The organism is Vibrio sp. M260112 (genome assembly GCF_036533775.1).
Lineage (GTDB): Bacteria > Pseudomonadota > Gammaproteobacteria > Enterobacterales > Vibrionaceae > Vibrio.
Window position 1 is genome coordinate 17,849 of sequence record NZ_JATABH010000040.1, and the last position, 17,900, is coordinate 35,748.

Annotated in this window: 15 protein-coding genes, 1 pseudogene and 1 riboswitch; of the genes and pseudogenes, 13 read left to right on the top strand and 3 right to left on the bottom strand. The window is 46.3% G+C overall.

Going from position 1 to position 17,900, the window contains the following annotated elements; translation table 11 throughout:
• Positions 1–98: 98 nt before the first annotated feature.
• On the bottom strand, positions 99–518 hold the full coding sequence (locus tag QTN95_RS15480) for a universal stress protein (RefSeq protein WP_331418066.1): 420 nt from the start codon (positions 516–518) through the stop codon (positions 99–101).
• 147 nt (positions 519–665) lie between these two features.
• On the opposite strand from QTN95_RS15480, the pseudogene QTN95_RS15485 reads away from it, so the two are divergent.
• The 5 genes and pseudogenes from QTN95_RS15485 to QTN95_RS15505 form a co-directional block, all read left to right on the top strand.
• Positions 666–1,067 (top strand): annotated as a pseudogene (locus tag QTN95_RS15485) (family 1 glycosylhydrolase); the annotation flags it as partial.
• A 216-nt stretch (positions 1,068–1,283) separates the two neighbouring features.
• Entirely contained in the window at positions 1,284–2,009 is a 726-nt protein-coding gene (locus tag QTN95_RS15490; protein ID WP_419723629.1) for an IclR family transcriptional regulator, read from the top strand.
• A 5-nt stretch (positions 2,010–2,014) separates the two neighbouring features.
• Entirely contained in the window at positions 2,015–2,848 is an 834-nt protein-coding gene (locus QTN95_RS15495) for an arginase (protein WP_138973042.1), read from the top strand.
• 462 nt (positions 2,849–3,310) lie between these two features.
• Entirely contained in the window at positions 3,311–5,188 is a 1,878-nt protein-coding gene (locus tag QTN95_RS15500) for a PhoX family protein (RefSeq protein WP_331418067.1), read from the top strand.
• 391 nt (positions 5,189–5,579) lie between these two features.
• Positions 5,580–5,732 (top strand): hypothetical protein, encoded by a 153-nt coding sequence (locus tag QTN95_RS15505; RefSeq protein ID WP_171052237.1) that lies wholly within the window; start codon positions 5,580–5,582, stop codon positions 5,730–5,732.
• Positions 5,733–5,798: 66 nt separating this feature from the next.
• Here the strand turns inward: QTN95_RS15505 and QTN95_RS15510 are convergent, their stop codons facing one another.
• Together QTN95_RS15510 and QTN95_RS15515 are read right to left on the bottom strand one after the other, a co-directional pair.
• Positions 5,799–6,686: a LysR family transcriptional regulator gene (locus QTN95_RS15510; protein WP_331418068.1), complete on the bottom strand. Its 888-nt coding sequence runs from the start codon at positions 6,684–6,686 to the stop codon at positions 5,799–5,801.
• 92 nt (positions 6,687–6,778) lie between these two features.
• Positions 6,779–7,609 (bottom strand): HDOD domain-containing protein, encoded by an 831-nt coding sequence (locus QTN95_RS15515; protein WP_331418069.1) that lies wholly within the window; start codon positions 7,607–7,609, stop codon positions 6,779–6,781.
• A gap of 112 nt (positions 7,610–7,721) precedes the next feature.
• Positions 7,722–7,831, top strand: a riboswitch (TPP riboswitch).
• A gap of 99 nt (positions 7,832–7,930) precedes the next feature.
• On the opposite strand from QTN95_RS15515, the gene thiD reads away from it, so the two are divergent.
• From thiD to copI, 8 genes are all read left to right on the top strand, one after another.
• Positions 7,931–8,761, top strand: a complete 831-nt coding sequence (gene thiD, locus QTN95_RS15520) for a bifunctional hydroxymethylpyrimidine kinase/phosphomethylpyrimidine kinase (RefSeq protein ID WP_331418070.1) — start codon at positions 7,931–7,933, stop codon at positions 8,759–8,761.
• 141 nt (positions 8,762–8,902) lie between these two features.
• Positions 8,903–9,646, top strand: a complete 744-nt coding sequence (locus QTN95_RS15525) for a phosphatase PAP2 family protein (RefSeq protein WP_331418071.1) — start codon at positions 8,903–8,905, stop codon at positions 9,644–9,646.
• A gap of 130 nt (positions 9,647–9,776) precedes the next feature.
• Complete coding sequence (locus QTN95_RS15530; protein WP_331418072.1) at positions 9,777–10,262, top strand: VOC family protein; 486 nt, start codon at positions 9,777–9,779, stop codon at positions 10,260–10,262.
• Between the two features lie 117 nt (positions 10,263–10,379).
• Entirely contained in the window at positions 10,380–10,820 is a 441-nt protein-coding gene (locus QTN95_RS15535) for a hypothetical protein (protein ID WP_331418073.1), read from the top strand.
• A 92-nt stretch (positions 10,821–10,912) separates the two neighbouring features.
• A complete protein-coding gene (locus tag QTN95_RS15540) occupies positions 10,913–12,280 on the top strand; it encodes a TolC family protein (RefSeq protein WP_443088790.1) in 1,368 nt (455 codons plus the stop codon).
• An 11-nt stretch (positions 12,281–12,291) separates the two neighbouring features.
• On the top strand, positions 12,292–14,004 hold the full coding sequence (locus QTN95_RS15545) for an efflux RND transporter periplasmic adaptor subunit (RefSeq protein ID WP_331418074.1): 1,713 nt from the start codon (positions 12,292–12,294) through the stop codon (positions 14,002–14,004).
• A complete protein-coding gene (locus QTN95_RS15550) occupies positions 14,001–17,138 on the top strand; it encodes an efflux RND transporter permease subunit (RefSeq protein ID WP_138973033.1) in 3,138 nt (1,045 codons plus the stop codon). Before QTN95_RS15545 ends, QTN95_RS15550 begins: the two co-directional genes overlap by 4 nt.
• A 66-nt stretch (positions 17,139–17,204) precedes the next feature.
• The gene (copI, locus tag QTN95_RS15555; RefSeq protein WP_138973072.1) at positions 17,205–17,720 is read left to right on the top strand and encodes a copper-resistant cuproprotein CopI; all 516 of its coding nucleotides are present in this window, start codon (positions 17,205–17,207) and stop codon (positions 17,718–17,720) included.
• The last annotated feature ends 180 nt before the right edge of the window (positions 17,721–17,900 follow it).

A 17,900-nucleotide genomic window follows, 5' to 3' on the forward strand; every position in this document is an offset into this window, starting at 1 on the left:
TAATGCAGCGTGGCAAGGAGTCGGTTAGAAACGCATAAAAATTAAAAACGGGCCTCGCTATGAGACCCGTTGTCAACGTTAAGCGGAGCAACAAAGGACTAGATAGGTACCACAAGGATATCAACGGGAGATGCATCGACTAAATGTTTGGAGTAAGAGACAATTTTGCTCCAAAAATCGTGGTGGTGACCACAGAGCAAGAGATCGACGTTATTATTTTCGATCGTATTCGCTAATTTATCGGCTAGGTCTCCCGAGCCAAGCAGGATGTGCTTAATAGGGAATGCGCTGTACGATTCAAATGCGCGGATTTGTTCAATGGTGTGCTCACCAAACGGCGGCTGATTCGTCTCGGTTTGAAGGTCGACAACTTCTGGGTAAATCTCCCCGTGAGAGCCATCAATATGGATAAATGAAACCTCGGCATTCGTCAGTTTTGCCAAGTAGACCGCTTTATCGACTAACACTTTACTTTCGTCAGTAAGCTCAAGCGCAACAAGAATATGTTTGTAGTTCATAAACATGACCTTCTAGTGAATATCCTAATCTAAGCATAAACCTTGAGGTTGGATAAAGGTGCCGTCAAGATCTCGAAAATGCCAAAAGCTTACATAAAAAGGCCAACAAAATAGGAAATATAAATTAATTATCCCGACCAATTTTCTTTGGGGTGGCTCATCGACCCTAAAGGGCTACGTATACTGCTTAACTTTTTGTACGACCGCTACCAAAAGCCATTATTTGTGGTGGAGAATGGTCTTGGAGCTCGCGATGAAATCGATGACAACGGCCAAATCAATGACGATTATCGAATCGCTTATCTCAATGATCATTTGGTTCAGGCTCACGAAGCGATGTTAGATGGCGTTGAGCTGATGGGATTCACCAGTTGGGGGCCCATTGATTTGGTGGCCAACTCAACCGCCGAGATGAGCAAGCGATACGGATTTATCTACGTTGATAGGCATGATGATGGACACGGTAGTTTAGAACGAAAACGCAAAAAGAGTTTTTTCTGGTACCAACAGGTGATTGCCACTCATGGTGCTAGCCTTACGCAGAAATAGCCAAATATTATTCCATACAAGTAAAAGGAGCCGTTATGAGGCTCCTTTTTATTCACACCGACGTTCGACAAATGCACTGAGAAAATGATCGCCTTTAGTTTTTTGTATTCTCACATAGTAAGAAATGTAGCATTATTTTGTTTATAAATTCCTACCAAGTAAGAATACAATTTGATCACTATCAATCGAAAACGCTACAACAATAGCGTGAACTCTATGAAACAGAATAGCGGACAGGTTAACGAAAAAGTTCTTCAACTATTAATGCAGGTGGCGGTCAATGATGAGCCGATCACAGCCAAACAGTTGAGTGAACAATTAGGCACACCGATCAGTAGTCTTTACCGTCATTTGAAGTTGCTAAAAGAGTGGAATCTGATCGAGGAAAGTCCAAATGACAAAACCTTGATCATCGGTCCAGCAGCACTGCTATTGATGCGCAGTTATGAAACGAGTCAACACGACTTAGATGTCGTTGACGCAGTGTTGAACCGCTTACAGAAACAGACGGGTGAGATGGCGGCTTATATGGTGCCTGTTGGTTACAGAGCATTGTGTGTGAGTCGCAAAGAGAGCATGCAGGCGCTTCGTTGCAGCTACGTCCAGGGTCAAAGTCAACCCCTGTTACGAGGCGCCTCATCCAAAGTTATGTTGGCTTATATGCCAGCAACGCGATGTGAAAAAATCTTGCGCTATTTTGGGGAACAAGAACGCCACGAACAGTGGAAGCTGGAACTGGAGCAAATCCGCAATCAGGGATATGCCGTTAGCACCTCAGAAATTGACTCTGGTGTTTCTGGTATCAGCGCACCGGTAATGAAAGGCTCCAAACTGATCGGTGCAATTTCAGTAATGGCTCCTGCTCATCGAGTTCAATTAAATCAACAGAGGATCATTCTTCACGTACTTCAAGCAGCGAGGGCATTGCCCCCAGAAAGGTAATTCATATGTTTGGCCTATTTCGACGTAATAAAGATCAAAATCTCACAGGGATGTTGTCTCATCGTTTAGCTCTTCTCACGGTTAGTGAAAAGCTCAAGCCGATGAAGCTGGTGGATTTCGAAATGGCCGATCAAAGCTTGGAAGAGATTTATCAGTGGATTGAAGAGCTGGATGGTTTTAGCTGGTTAAATGGTGGGCACTACAACCTTACTGCTCAGCCAGTGACCAAATACCAGCATCAGTTGAGCCGTTACCTTGGTACTGAGACATTGCCAGTTGTGTTTACTAATAACAGTGAAACCTTGCTCCACTCGTTGCCTCTGTTGCATTCCTCTAGACAAGAGCTTGGCATTGTTCATATTGGTCGAGACTTTGAACTCAAGGCGTCACTAGAACCCGTTCAAGGCAGCGCATACCATTTTGCTCTTGCTCGCTACAATGAGTGTCGTCTGTTCTGCCTAGGGGTTGATATTAACCAGCATACAGAGCGTTTGTTAGAATACGCTGAAGACTTAGGTTGTGATTGGATGACGGGTGAAGAATGCAGCTTCAGTCATCGTTTTCAAGTCAAGAATCAGTTGGCGAGCTTTTTAGCGCACTGTAATGATGTGGTAGTAAACATCGACTTATCTTGCCTCTACCCAGTCTCGAGATTGGAGCAAGGCACGGCATTGGATGTGCAGATGGTCAATCGTATGATTCGTCAGTTACTGATTTCCGGAAAGGTGCGTCAGGTACAATTGGTGGGTTATAAAGATAAACATCTTTACTCAAAACAGACGCAAAGCATCATGCATGAGTTAACTCAGCTGTTTCCTTTCAGCCATAGAGCCGCCTAATTTTCATTGCGATAAAAACACAAAAGCTGGCGGTTAAGCCAGCTTAGTACGGTGGGTTAGCACATTAAGATGATTTGCTCGCGTTTTTGTTCGACTCTTTCCAGTATTGAATGCGTACGCGATGCAATTGTGCTTTTCTCATTTTCTTCATGATAATCCCTCACTTAAAAAACAAACATGCTCCTCAATGAGCTTATGTGGATGTAGTTCCTCATGAACAATCAACAATGTAGCTACCAAATCTGAAAAGATCTAGGTTTTTGATCACATTTTTTTGTACGTATTACACTATTTATCAGTCAAAAGTGAACCATAGCGCACTTTAATGAAGTTGAAATGTAAATTCACTCTTTCTGTCTATTTTTATTAATCAATATGAAACAATAGCTTAACTTGTTTGTCATGCTAACTATCTACGATCTGCGCCAAAGAGATAAAAACTACTTAAGCAAGGAGTCAGCAATGTGGGATCGTGACAGTCAGGATTCTCAATTCAGCCAAATGATCGACGCGCGTTTATCACGTCGTCGTTTTTTAGCTGGTACCGCAGCCGTTAGTGCAAGTGCATTTCTTTCACTAAACCCAATTACTAAGGCTTTTGCCGCTAACAACGACAGTTCACTGCTCAACTTTGAAGCGGTTCCTGCTTCGACGGCCGATGCGTTTATTGTACCTAAAGGGTACAAAGCAACGCCGCTGCTGTCGTGGGGAGACCCTATTTTCCCAGATGTCCCTGAGTTTGACCCGAGTGGTAAGCAAGGTTCTAAGGCTCAATTGCGTCAGTTTGGTGATAACACGGATGGGATGAGCCTATTTCCTATTAGCGAAGACCGAGCGGTTATCGCGGTAAATAATGAATACACCAATTACGATCTACTGTTTGATCATGGTGGTAAAGCCATGACTGCCGACGATGTGTTAAAAGCTCAGGCTGCACACGGTGTTACGGTATTTGAAATCATTCGAAAAGGCGGTGAGTGGAAGCTGGATAAAAATGGCATGCGAAACCGCAGAATTACAGCCAACACTGAAATGAAACTAACCGGGCCTGCGGCTGGTCATGATTTAATGAAAACTGAGCTGGATCCTTCAGGAATGAAGCCGCTGGGCACGTTTAATAACTGCGCGAATGGTCAAACGCCTTGGGGAACATACCTAACTTGTGAAGAGAACTTCAATGGCTACTTTGGTACTAGAGCGAGTGCCGATCTTAGCGCTGACCATAAACGCTACGGAGTAAAAGCCGCACCAAGTAAGTATCAATGGCACGATAGTGATGAGCGTTTTGATGTTGCCAAGCACCCAAATGAACCTCACCGTTTTGGTTGGGTAGTAGAAATTGACCCGAATGACCCCACATCAACCCCACTTAAGCGCACGGCTTTAGGCCGATTTAAACATGAAAATGCCGCATTATTGGTGGATGACAGTGGTCATGTTGTGGTGTACCTAGGCGATGATGAGCGTGGTGAGCACCTGTACAAATTTGTCTCTAAGAACACATACCAGCCGGGTAATGACCAAGCGAATCGCAACCTACTTGAAGAAGGCACATTGTATGTGGCGAAATTCGAGATGGATGATAAAGAACTGCGCGGTAAAGGTCAGTGGATCGAGCTTACGCATGGTAAAAATGGGCTAACAAAGCAGAATGGTTTTATGGATCAGGCTGAAGTGATGATCTTTGCCCGTCGTGCGGCAACGCAAGTGGGGGCAACAACTATGGATCGTCCTGAGTGGGTCGCGGTTCACCCAGATAACAAGCATGTATTCTGCACCTTAACCAACAACAAAAATCGTGGTGTTAAAGAGGGACAGCCTGTAGGTGGTCCTAACCCGCGTAAAGAAAACCACTATGGTCAGATTGTGCGTTGGATGCCGAAGAACGGATCTCACATCAGTGACAATTTTGAATGGGATCTCTACTTGATTGCCGGTAACCCACAAGTGCATCAGGGTAGCCTGTATGCAGGCAGTGACAACATTAATGCAGATAACATGTTCAACAGCCCTGATGGTATTGGTTTTGATAGCGCGGGTCGCTTGTGGATTCAAACTGACGGCAATTACTCGAACAAAGGAAATTTTGCGGGTCAAGGTAACAACCAAATGTTGTGTGGTGATCCTATGACGGGCGAAGTGCGTCGTTTCCTTACTGGCCCAGTTGCTTGTGAGATTACCGGCCTTACTTTTTCAGCAGACTATAAAACCATGTTTGTTGGTGTTCAGCACCCAGGTGAAGACGGGGCACCTTCGCACTTCCCTGGCGGGGGTAGCACTAAACCGCGTTCAACCATTATGGCGATTACCCGAGAAGATGGTGGCGTGATTGGCGCATAAACACTCATAAACTGGGTTTTAAAACGGGGCTTTGTGCCCCGTTTTTGTGTTGCTACAGGCGAGTTTGCGATAATTATGCATGTGTAGGCATAAAATTTGTGATCTTCTATTCATTCACCACTAAATATAGTTGCTTCACGTGTACGGTATCACTATATTGAAAAGGCATCTCAGTAACTTAAAGGTGTAGAGAATCGAGTAAACTCCCAAAGTAAATACGAATAAACTGAACCCAAATCGACACACAGGGCTTAACGAACCCATCGTTAAGAGTGAATCGACAAACGTAATAGAACTAAGTATTTCCGTAGGCCTTTTGCTTTATCTTTCTCAAAAAGTCACATCTTCAAGTTATCGATACTTTGTTGATAACCACGGAGGAGGTTTGGTTATGCTATCACTTGGTCTTGTCGCTTTAGGCGTATTCGTATTCTTCTGCAGTTGGATAGTTCAACATGGTGTCCCTGTGTTGGGAATGAAACTCGATGAAGACGATTTGTTGCTGATCTCCGAGATGTCTGGTGAAGATGTTCTCGAGGCGTAAATGATGAAAAGTACAAAACACGTGAAAAGGAGCCAGTGGCTCCTTTTTGCGTTTTATCCCTCTCAACTAATTCAACTGATTTTTCATGACTTGCCTAATGGTGTCAAAGCGAGCCGGAATTTGTCGGTGTCGTTTAGTCAGCAGATAGAGAGTTTCAATCACTTCACTTTTGGGCTGATAGACGGCGATTTGCTCTTTGAGTGGAAAAGCCTCTAGAGCGCTTTTAGGCAAGATAGTAAACCCATGTCCTTGCGCGACAGGCAATAAAATCTGACTCAGTTGATTGATGTATCCCGTCGTCGGGATTTGATTGATATTGATCGCGGCAAGTTGGCTTTCCCCGCAGCGTGAAAAATAGAGCGACAAGTAGTGTTCGGCATCAGGGTGTCTGATCAGTCCGAGCTCTTTAAGCGCTTTTTCATCGAGTTTTTTGGCCATCTTTTCTTTAGGTAGCATCAGGCATAACGGCTCAGAACCAAACTTATGTGAATCAATACGTGGATCAGTAGGCTCGTTTGCCACAATCCCCAAGTCGACCTCGCCCTTGATGACGTCGGCAAGGATTTTGTGGTGAGGAGCCGCTTCCAGCAGGGGAATCAGCTCTGGGTGTTTACATTGTAAATTGAGCAGATGAGGGTAGAGCAGTAACGCCAGTGAACCCGAACAAGAGACAGACACCAGACCACTGTACGGATCGTCTTGGCTAAGTGAACTCAACATCTTTTTTTGTTCAGATTCTAGTTGGTTGGCGTAGTCATAGACTGTTCTTCCCGCTTCTGTGACGACAAATGTTTTGTTGTGTCTTTCGATTAACGCATGTCCGCAGATGTGTTCTAGTTTTTTGATATGCTGACTGACACCGGGTTGCGTCATAAACAGTTTTTCTGCGGTTTTGGTGAAGTGGCCGGTATCAACCAAAGTGACAAATGTTTTTAGCCAAGAAGGGTTTAGCATCAATACTGTCCATAACAAAAAATTATCTAACCTAGTTTAGGTGATAACACATTGTTTTGGTAGGGGAAGCTAGCCTAGGCTCGCCGTACGATTTACGCTGCGTTGAGCTCTATCGCTAACGCTTTTCCATTGCCGCGAAATTGATCTATGGTCGAGGCAAATGACGTGGAGATATTGAGTAAGCGTGAGTCGGGATGCTCGGCCAGATATCGGCTCTTTCCCTCATCACTTTCTAACTTGTCCCAATCGCGATGAATCGAACGGGCAAAGTGTAAGGTGGTGGCCATTTTAGGTGAAATCTCTGCGTCGCGTGGTTGGTCAAAATTGGCGATGGCGTCAATCATGACATCTGGGAAGTGCCAGCTCTTGGCTAACTTCGCTCCTAATGTTGGCGCAGTGATATCAAGAATTTCTTCCTGAACTGCGATGGCATTTTCTCCTGCTTCTACCCGAGCGGTGATGATTTTGGCCTGTTCTGGAACCAGCGCATGGATCATCAGTTCACCGATATTGTGCAAGATACCTGTGGTAAAAGCTTCGTCTCCATCCATATCGGTCACATTGGCGATCTTACTGGCAATAATGGAAACTTCAAACGTCTCTTCCCAGTATTTACTGATATCTAAGGTTGGTAGCTTAGGAAATACCCCTGACAGCACTGAAACCACAACTAACGTCCTCACCGGTGCAGTACCAACGCGAACCAGTGCCTCGTTGACTGAGGATATCGTTTTGTTGCCGCCAAAATGCGCAGAGTTGGCTAATCTGAGTAAGCGTGCGCTCAAGACCTGATCGGTGGCAATTTTATTGGCAAGAAGTCTGAAGTCAACGTCGTCTTTGGTCACCATGTCTAGCAGTTCTTGAAGAATTTTTTGAATCCTTGGTAGCTCGTTCAAACGAGATAGTAGTGCCTCCTGGCTCATAATTCTCTCCTTATTCCCGTGAGCTAAACTACTATAGTTCACAATGGACGCCCCCTCCATCTGACGGATAAATAATTGATGTAATCGGTGAAAGTTTATTGTTATGATTTGTGACCAATAGTCGGGGAGCCTGCCCAATAGGATTAAGGCTGAGATCGCAAAGCGAGACCCGTTGAACCTGATTCAGTTAGCACTGGCGTAGGGAACTATATGTATATCGACCGTTCGGTCGTCATACTGGCATTCGATGGAGAAATCGGCTCATTGAGCTCTCTCTGCTTATCGCCATAGGTTCTTGTACGTCTTGTTGTAGGAGCCAAAATGCCACACTCTCAAGACACACCACCTATTGTACTCACTATTGCCGGCTCAGATAGCGGTGGTGGTGCTGGTATCCAAGCCGACATTAAGGCGATATCCGCGACGGGCAGTTATGCCTGTTCAGTCATTACGGCGGTTACCTCGCAAAATACACTCGGTGTTAGTGCCATTCATCCTATCCCTGTCGAACATATTGAGAGCCAACTCGACGCTGTTTTCTCCGATCTTAATGTGGTTGCTGTCAAAGTTGGAATGCTCGCGGACGCTGATATCATCGCGATGGTTGCGAGAAAAATTCGTCAGTATCAACCCAAGTATTTAGTGGTGGATCCGGTCATGGTTGCAACCAGTGGTGACCCGTTATTAGCCCAATCGGCGGTCGAAACATTGAAACAGCAGCTTCTTCCTTTAGCGGACTTGATTACCCCGAACTTGCCTGAATGTGCCGCTTTGACTGGGAGGGATATTCCTCACAATGAAAGCCAGATGACGGAGACGATCGATGCACTCAAAGCGCTAGGCGCTAAAGCGGTATTACTCAAAGGTGGTCACTTGAAGAAAACGGATAAGAGTAGCGATCTGTTGATTGAGCAAAACAGCAGCGAAGTGTTGAGCTCCAAGCGAATTGAAACCAAAAATACCCATGGCACGGGGTGTACTCTCTCATCAGCGATTGCCTCTTATTTAGCTCAGGGTCATCGCCTACATAAGGCGGTGTATCTCGGCAAACAGTATATCTCTCAAGCCATCTCTCAAGCAGATCAGCTTAAAGTGGGGCAAGGACATGGCCCTGTAAACCATTTCTTCTGTGGTCATGTCAATGTTCGCTAGTCGCATGAGTGATAAAGCCCCAAAGCGTATTGGATTGGTGGAGGTGAGTTAACTTTCACCAATTTGACATTGAACTGATAATTTCTGCCAGTGAAGTAAACTACTATTCCTTCTCCTCTTGTGCTGCTGTGAATCTATATCGTGAAAAATCTGTTGAAAAATAAGCGTGATGGTCTGGTGCTGCTTGTGGCATTTTTGCTGGTTATCGCGCCGATGTCGTTAATTGTGAGTCATATTGATCTACTCAGTGAAGTGAATGACTTTACTGGGATAGTTTTCTCCGTACTGACTGATTCTGCGGGTTCTTCAGGTTTTTTGTTTTCACTTTCGCTTTTGGTGTTTATCACTTGGCGAATAATAGGCAACCATCCTGAATTCACTAATAAAATGGTGCAACTAGCGATTATTCTGGTGATCGGTTTTGCTGCTAAAGCGGGCTTAAAGCATTTGACCGAAAGCCCACGCCCATACACCGAGTTGCTCGCGTATCAGTTACTCATCCCCAAACCAGAACACTTCTACAAACTAGACTCCTTGCAAAAATCTCAAGTGATAGATGAGATTTCGCAACAAGTCACCGAGTGGAGAACCCGTCACTGGCAGGGCGAAAAAGACTACTCATTTCCATCAGGACACACGATTTTTGCGGCGATTTGTTTAGCGTTTTTTGGTGGTATCTTTGTTAGCAATAAACGCTACACACTTGCGGCTTTACTCGGTTGTTGGGCTGTGGCTGTTGCCTATAGTCGATTGTGGTTAGGTATGCATAGGCCTATCGATTTAGTCGGCTCTATTGCATTCGTTGCGGCGGTTTATGCTGCTGTTCCCCGATTTGACTGGGCAGTCAATAAGCTGCTTTCTAGGCGGATGAGTACGACTCACTAGCCAAGTAGTGGAGAATTGATTATAAAGTTTTGTTATTATTTTTATAATTAATGATAATTTCAAGTAATTCTCTGCACGCCATATACTCTGCTCATCGAAACAAACAAATGAAATGTATTTGGAGCAGATTATGAAAATGAATCACGTGGGCATCATGGTTGGCGATATGGAACAAGCGGTTGAGTTCTACACTCAAGCTCTAGGTCTTAGCATTGTGATGAACAATACTAAAGTTGTTGAAGAACGCGAGACGGCGATTGGTCGCATGTGTATCGCAGTATTCGGTGAAGGATTTAAAGGTTTCAACATCGCCCACTTAGTGACAATTGATGGCATCGGCGTGGAATTATTTGAAATGAAAGAGCGTCAGGAACGTCATGAGGTTGATTTCTCGCGCTTGGGTATCTTCCACTTCTGTCTACAAACAGATGACTTCGAAGCTGTGATGGAAAAAGTTGAGAAGTTTGGCGGTAAGGTACGTATGGATGTGATGCGCTACCATCCAGAAGACGACAGCAAGCCAGCAAAAATGGTCTACCTAGAAGACCCGTTTGGTAACTTGTTCGAGCTTTACTCACATACTTACGAAGAGACATACGCTTCAGATTACGAGTAATTATCGACGATTTTAGAGAGGATTGGTGCTGCACCAATCCTTTTTTCTTGTCATATACTCTTGACCTTTACCTAGGGGTAAGGATTAACATCCATAGTTCATAGATAAAGGTACGCCATGACTCATCCACTTAAATCATTAATGATTGTGATTTTCAGCATTGTTGCAATGTTGATGTCGAGTTATGCCGCCAGTTCTCCGTCGATGGTTTCGATGATGTTCGCTATGGACTCCAGTGTGCAGATGTCGCATCAGCAACATGCCTCTGACCAGCCTGAATCTTTACAGACAACCAAAACGGATTGCCACTCTTTCGTTGAAGAACTTCGAAGTTCACACTCAATGGATAAGCAACCATCAACAAATACGGTGAGTTGTTCTAGTTCAGATGATGGCCCGCATCGCTGTTGTGTTTCAGCTTGTTCGACGACCTTCTACCCTATCCAACATACTCAGTCTCTGAGTGATATTACCTATTCGCTTGCTTTGCATTATCCGCTTACCATTGGTAACAAGATCATGCGTCCACAAAGCTTCCTGCGTCCACCTTCCGCTTAGTTCTTAAATTACAACTCTTTTCTCTTGGTACTGACTGTATTTTCAGCCTGTTCAGGAGTTTCAATTGTGTCTTCAAACAATGAGTAATTATTGTGAATTTAGAACCAAGATTCGTCGCACTGGTAGTCAGTGCGAGTTTGGCGACTTTGCCTGCGTTTGCTTTCGCTCATCAAAAAGGAAATGAAGCGGGTCAAAGAGAGGTCGCAACTAAACAACTGACGTCTCTGATTGAGGCGGCGTTATCCCACGATGGCAACCGAACCGAGTTTTCCGCCAAGGCACAAGCAATGCGTGCAAATGGCATAGCCAGTGCCACTTTGATGGATCCCAAGCTGAAAGTCGGCGTGGGTGGCTTACCCGTAGATAGCTTTCAGTTCGATAAAGATCCTATGACCAATATCTCTGTTGGTTTGATGCAGCAGTTTGAGCGCGGGTCAACGCTAGAGCTCAAGCAAAAGCAAGCTAACCAGCAAGCGGATGGTCTGACGGCGCAAATAGAAGTCAGAGAACGTGAAGTCGCCAATCAGATGACTCAGCTATGGCTAGAATTGGGCTATTTGCAACACGCACAGCGATTATTGGATGAAAATCGTCGTCTGATGGTCGAGATGGAGCAATATCTTCAGACCAATTATTCAATTGGCAAAAGCGAAGCTCAAGACTTGCTCAATGCACAACTTCAAGTCAATAAGCTCGATGAAAAACTACAGGCCAACCGCCAGCAACAACGTCGAATTGTGGCTCAGCTTTCGGAGTGGCTCGGGTCTCAATGGCTCGATAGTGCTTCTACCCTCAAGGCAAGTAATCAACTCAACTGGGCGGTGTTAGATAGCAAACTCGCTCAGGCTGGTCAGTCAAACCATCTGTATCCGCTGCTCAATCAGCACCCGATGATCAAGATGGCTGAACTGAATGTGTCAGTTAATCAGACTCAGGTAGAGATGGCAGAGCAGGCTTATACGCCACAGTTTGGCGTTGAAGTGATGTACGCCTATCGACAGGCCAACGGTATGAATGGACAGCCAGCTTCGGATCTTGTCAGTGCTTACCTGACGATGGATATTCCTCTGTTTACTGGCAACCGTCAGGACAACAACCTCGCCGCGGCTCAGTATCAGGTTGGGGCGGCGTTATCCCAGAAAGATACCCTGTTAGCGCAAATGAATGCACAAGCGAATGCCTTGCTCAATGACCGTTCTAACTTAAACGAACGGATCGAACGATACCAATCCAGCTTAATTCCTCAAGCTTCTTCTCGTACCGAGGCGGTTGAACGTGGCTATCAAAATAATACCGCACAGTTCAGTGATGTTATCTCTGCGACGACCGATGAGTTGGCATTGCAGCTTGAACTAGAACGGCTAATGACAGATTGGAATAGGGTGAGCAGCCAGTTGGCCGCCTTATTGGGAGGGTTTGAATATCAGATTACGCCTCCGGCTCAGCGCATGAAAAATTAAAGGAACAGAAGATGACGACATTTAAAGTAGCCAGCGTGGCTTTAGTAGTGGGTGGCGTATTGGGCTTTGCGGCCAGCATGTATTTGCCGAGTGCAAACCATGATATGAGTGTGGCGCAAGCTTCAGAATCTGTCTCTAACAGTGAGCCTCTGTACTGGGTTGCGCCGATGGATCCAAACTACAAGCGTGATAAACCGGGTAAGTCACCGATGGGGATGGATCTTATCCCCGTTTATGCAGAAGACCAAAATAACGGAGCCAGCCAGCCTGGTACCGTTACTATCGATCCCTCGGTGGAGAACAATCTAGGCGTGAAAACCGCACAGGTAGAGCTTGCAGAACTTGCGCCTCGTATTGAAACGGTTGGTTATATCGCCTTTGATGAAAGTAACCTATGGCAGACCAACGTACGCGTGTCTGGTTGGGTTGAAAAACTCTATATCAACGCGGTCGGTGAAAAAGTTGAAAAAGGCAGTGTGCTGTTTTCTCTTTACTCTCCTGAACTGATCAAAGCACAAGAAGAGTTACTCAGTGCCCATCAGACCCAACGTAAGGGCATGATTAAAGGGGCGACTGAGCGATTAGTCACCCTTGGTGTCGATAGGGCGCAAATCAGTGACATCGTGCGCCGTGGTCAGGCTCAGCAGACCATCGAAATTAAAGCGCCAGCGGATGGTGTCATTGCTAGCCTGAATATTCGTGAAGGTGGCTACCTATCTCCGGCTCAAGCAGTCATTAGTGCTGGACCGCTGAAAGAGGTTTGGGTCGATGCTGAAGTGTTTGAGCGACAGGCTCATTGGATAAAACAGGGCAGCAGTGCGTCGATGACACTTGATGCCATCCCAGGTGGTGAGTGGCAGGGTGAGGTCGACTATGTCTATCCGATCCTTGACCCTAATACGCGAACGTTACGCGTGCGTCTGAAGTTCCCAAATCCTCACGGGGAACTGAAACCGAATATGTTTGCCAATGTTGCTCTTAAACCTGTAAGTAGCGAAAAAGTGCTGACCATTCCTCGCTCATCGGTAATCCGTTCTGGAGGCATGGCTCGTGTGGTACTGGCTGAAGGTGAAGGAAATTATCGCTCTGCACGTATCGAAGTCGGTCGTGAAGCTGGCGATAAAGTCGAAGTGCTTAAAGGGCTTGAACAAGGGCAAGCGATCGTCACCTCGGCTCACTTCCTGCTTGATTCTGAATCAAGTCAAAGTGCAGATCTGTCAAGAATCAACGGTGTAGAAGCACCCGCTGAAACGGTTTGGGCGCAAGGTGAAATAACGGATGTTATGGCACAGCACCGAATGTTAACGATCAGCCATCAGCCAGTTCCTGAATGGAATTGGCCAGGCATGGTGATGAACTTTGATCTCGCGGAAGGTGTTGACATTGATGCGCTGGCTCAAGGGCTGGCGTTGGAGTTTGCAATGCAGAAGACGCCAGAAGGCAAATATCAGATCGTCGACTACAAGGTTGGCGATGGCCTTGTTGCGGCTGAAGTATGGATGAGTGGTGATATATCGATGCTGATGGCCGATTTCAATATGATCACTTTAAAGCATCTGCCTATCGCCGAGTGGAGTTGGCAAGCGGGTGAAATGAACTTTTCTGTTGGAGATGAAGTGGATCTTTCTGGTTTTGAGGAAGGTGAGAAAGTTCGATTTCTAGTGGCTAAAGAAGGCACCGATTATCAATTGAAGCAACTGGTTCGCGCTAAGGAGGCATTATGATTGGTGCCATTATCCGTTGGTCAATCAGTAATCGTTTACTGGTATTGCTGGCGACTGCCGCACTGATCTTGGCGGGTCTTTACAGTGTAAAAAATACGCCAGTGGATGCGATTCCAGATCTCTCTGATGTGCAGGTGATCATTAAGACCAGCTATCCGGGACAGGCTCCACAAGTGGTCGAAGACCAAGTTACCTATCCCTTAACGACAGCCATGCTGGCTGTGCCGGGCGCTGAAACGGTACGGGGTTACTCATTTTTTGGTGACTCGTATGTTTACATCATCTTTAACGATGATACCGACATGTACTGGGCACGCTCGCGAGTTTTAGAGTACTTGAGTCAAGTTGCTCCTAACTTGCCTGCAAGCGCCAAGCCGACGTTAGGTCCAGATGCGACAGGGGTTGGCTGGGTATACAGCTACGTTTTACAGGATAAAACAGGCCAGCACGATTTAGCGCAACTTCGTAGTTTGCAGGACTGGTTCCTCAAATATGAGCTGCAAACCGTAGCGGGTGTATCTGAAGTCGCTACCGTTGGCGGTATGGTCAAACAGTATCAGGTGCAAATTGACCCTGCCAAGCTGCGTGCCTACGACCTCACCCTGCAACAAGTCAATATGGCGATTCAAAATGGTAACCAAGAGACTGGCGCATCAGTGGTTGAAGTGGCCGAAGCTGAGCATATGGTTCGCACCACAGGTTATCTCTCGAGCATAGAAGATATCCAGGCACTGCCACTAAAAGTGACCCAAAAAGGTACCCCGTTGCTGCTTGGTGATATTGCCGACATCAACATCGGGCCGCAAATGCGTCGTGGTATATCGGAACTGAACGGTGAAGGGGAAGCGGTTGGTGGCGTGATCGTGATGCGCTTTGGTGAGAACGCCAGTCAGGTGATTGCGAACGTCAAAGACAAGCTCAATGAGCTACAGCGAAGCTTACCGGAAGGGGTTGAGATTGTTGCGACTTATGACCGTTCAACACTGATCGATTCGGCGGTCGAAAACTTGTGGAAGAAACTGGCGGAAGAGTTCATCGTCGTGGCGATAGTTTGCGCTCTGTTCTTATTCCATATTCGTTCTTCGCTTGTTATCGCCTTGAGCTTACCGGTTGGTATCTTATCTGCGTTTATCATCATGCATTGGCAAGGCATCAACGCCAACATCATGTCACTGGGGGGGATTGCGATTGCCATCGGCGCCATGGTTGATGGGGCGATCGTCATGATCGAGAACGTGCACAAGCATATAGAACGCACACCACTAACGGATAAGAACCGTTGGCAGGTGATTGGTGATGCCGCTCAGGAAGTGGGTGCGCCATTGTTTTTCTCATTGTTAATTATTACCTTGAGCTTTGTGCCTGTATTTGCACTGGAAGGCCAGGAAGGCAAGATGTTTTCGCCACTCGCCTTTACCAAAACTTACGCCATGGCAGCGGCAGCAGGTCTTGCGATCACCTTAGTGCCAGTATTGATGGGCTATTTCATTCGAGGCAAAGTTCTGCCTGAAGATAAAAACCCAATCAATAGGGGACTCATCGCGCTCTACAAACCTATGCTTAACTTCAGCCTAAAGTACCCTAAAAGTGTTTTGCTGCTGGCAATGGCATTGATGGCATCGGCCTACTATCCGACAGCTAAGCTAGGCAGTGAGTTTATTCCTCCTTTGGATGAGGGAGATTTGATGTACATGCCGACCACTTACCCAGGGATCTCGATAGGTAAAGCACGTGAGCTACTGCAACAAACCAACAAGCTGATCATGACCGTCCCTGAAGTGGAAACTGCATGGGGCAAGATTGGTCGAGCGGACACGGCGACTGACCCAGCACCTCTCACCATGATTGAAACCGTGATTCAGTTGAAACCGCGCGATCAATGGCGTGAAGGGGTTACAACGGAATCGCTACGTCGGGAGTTTGATCAACTGGTGCAATTCCCTGGTTTGACTAACGCATGGGTCATGCCGATCAAAACACGTATCGACATGCTGGCGACCGGGATTAAGACCCCGATTGGCATCAAGATCTCAGGTCCACAATTGAGTGAAATTGAGAAAATTGGTGCTCAGTTAGAGCCTATCTTAAATCAGGTGACGGGGACGGCCTCTGTCTATGCTGAGCGTGTTGCTGGTGGTCGCTATGTCACGATTGATATCAAGCGCAGAGCGGCTGCCCGTTATGGCCTAAGTATCAAAGATGTACAGCAGGTGGTTTCCACAGCAGTCGGCGGCATGAATGTCGGGGAAACCATTGAAGGGTTAGAGCGCTATCCAATCAACGTTCGTTATCCTCAAGACTACCGTGATTCAGTGGTCAAATTGCAGAACCTGCCTCTGGTGACGCCCAACGGCGCTCGTATTGCACTGGCGGATGTTGCTGATATTCGTTATGAAGACGGCCCTCCGATGATCAAGACCGAAAACGCACGTCCAAATGGTTGGGTATTTGTTGATATTGATGGTCGAGATCTGGGTTCTTATGTTGCCGACGCACAACAGGCGGTGGCTGAGCAGCTTGTGCTCCCTGCGGGTTACTCGTTGGTTTGGTCGGGACAGTACGAATACATGGAACGCGCTAAAGAACGCTTGGGCGTTGTGGTTCCCATCACCATCGCCATCATCATGCTGCTGCTCTACTTCAGCTTCCGTCGTATTGGCGAAGTGCTGATCATCATGATGACTTTGCCACTTGCGATGGTCGGTGGCTTATGGCTGATGCACTACCTTGGTTACAACTTCTCGATAGCAGTAGGGGTTGGATTTATTGCCTTGGCCGGTGTCGCGGTCGAGATTGGGGTCATCATGTTGGTTTACCTCAATCAGGCATGGCATTACACCAAACTAGCAGCCTCGGATAATCAGCAGCCACTGCAACTGGAAGATCTCACCGACGCAATTCGCCAAGGTGCGGGACTCCGCGTCCGTCCTGTAATGATGACCGTACTGACCGTCATTATTGGCTTGATACCGATTATGTACGGCCAAGGAACGGGGTCTGAAGTGATGCAACGTATTGCCGCACCGATGATTGGTGGTATGGCATCAGCACTACTGCTTACTCTGTTGGTGTTACCAGCGATTTTCAAATTGTGGAAGCAGCGAGAAGTGGCTGCTCAACCAAATAAACAATAACCCTACGACTTGATCAGCCTCCGGATGTTCTGAGGCCGAACTAAACTAGAAATTAAGGAAAGAACAATGAAAAAGACACTACTATCAATCATGTTAAGCGTTACTGCGATGGGCGCACAGGCCAATGTTGATCACGCTAATATGAATCATGGTGAGATGGGCGCTTCGAAAATGGACCACTCTATGATGATGAATATGGAAGGGATGTCGGATGTCGGCATGCCAGCAAAAGGCGCAAAACCTGACAAAGTGGTTCACGTGCTTTTAAGTGATGATATGAAAATTCGCTTTAAACAAGACGTGAAAATTGAGCCAAATGACGTGGTTCAGTTTGTTGTGTTAAACACTGGCAAAATGAATCATGAGTTCACTATTGGCTCGGAACAGGAGCAACTGAAGCACCGTGAAATGATGAAAACCATGAGTGCAGGTCATATGCACGACTCAGGAAACTCAGTTACCGTTGAACCTGGTAAAGCCAAGCAACTGCTATGGCATTTCCATGGCGATAGCAATGTAGAGCTAGCCTGTAATATTGCCGGTCACGCTGAAGCGGGCATGGTTAAGAAGATGGCGCTTTAGTCTCCATCTTTATTCCAAAAAGGCAGCCAAGGCTTAATGCCGATCAGTTAAGGCTTAAATGATCGGTTGAACGATCCTTTCAAGGTGTCAAAATCCGAGTGTATTCCAGACACTCGGATTTTTTTATGTTTCTAAGACAAGCACTTAACCAAGTTCATCAATTCTCTGTTGAGCAACTCT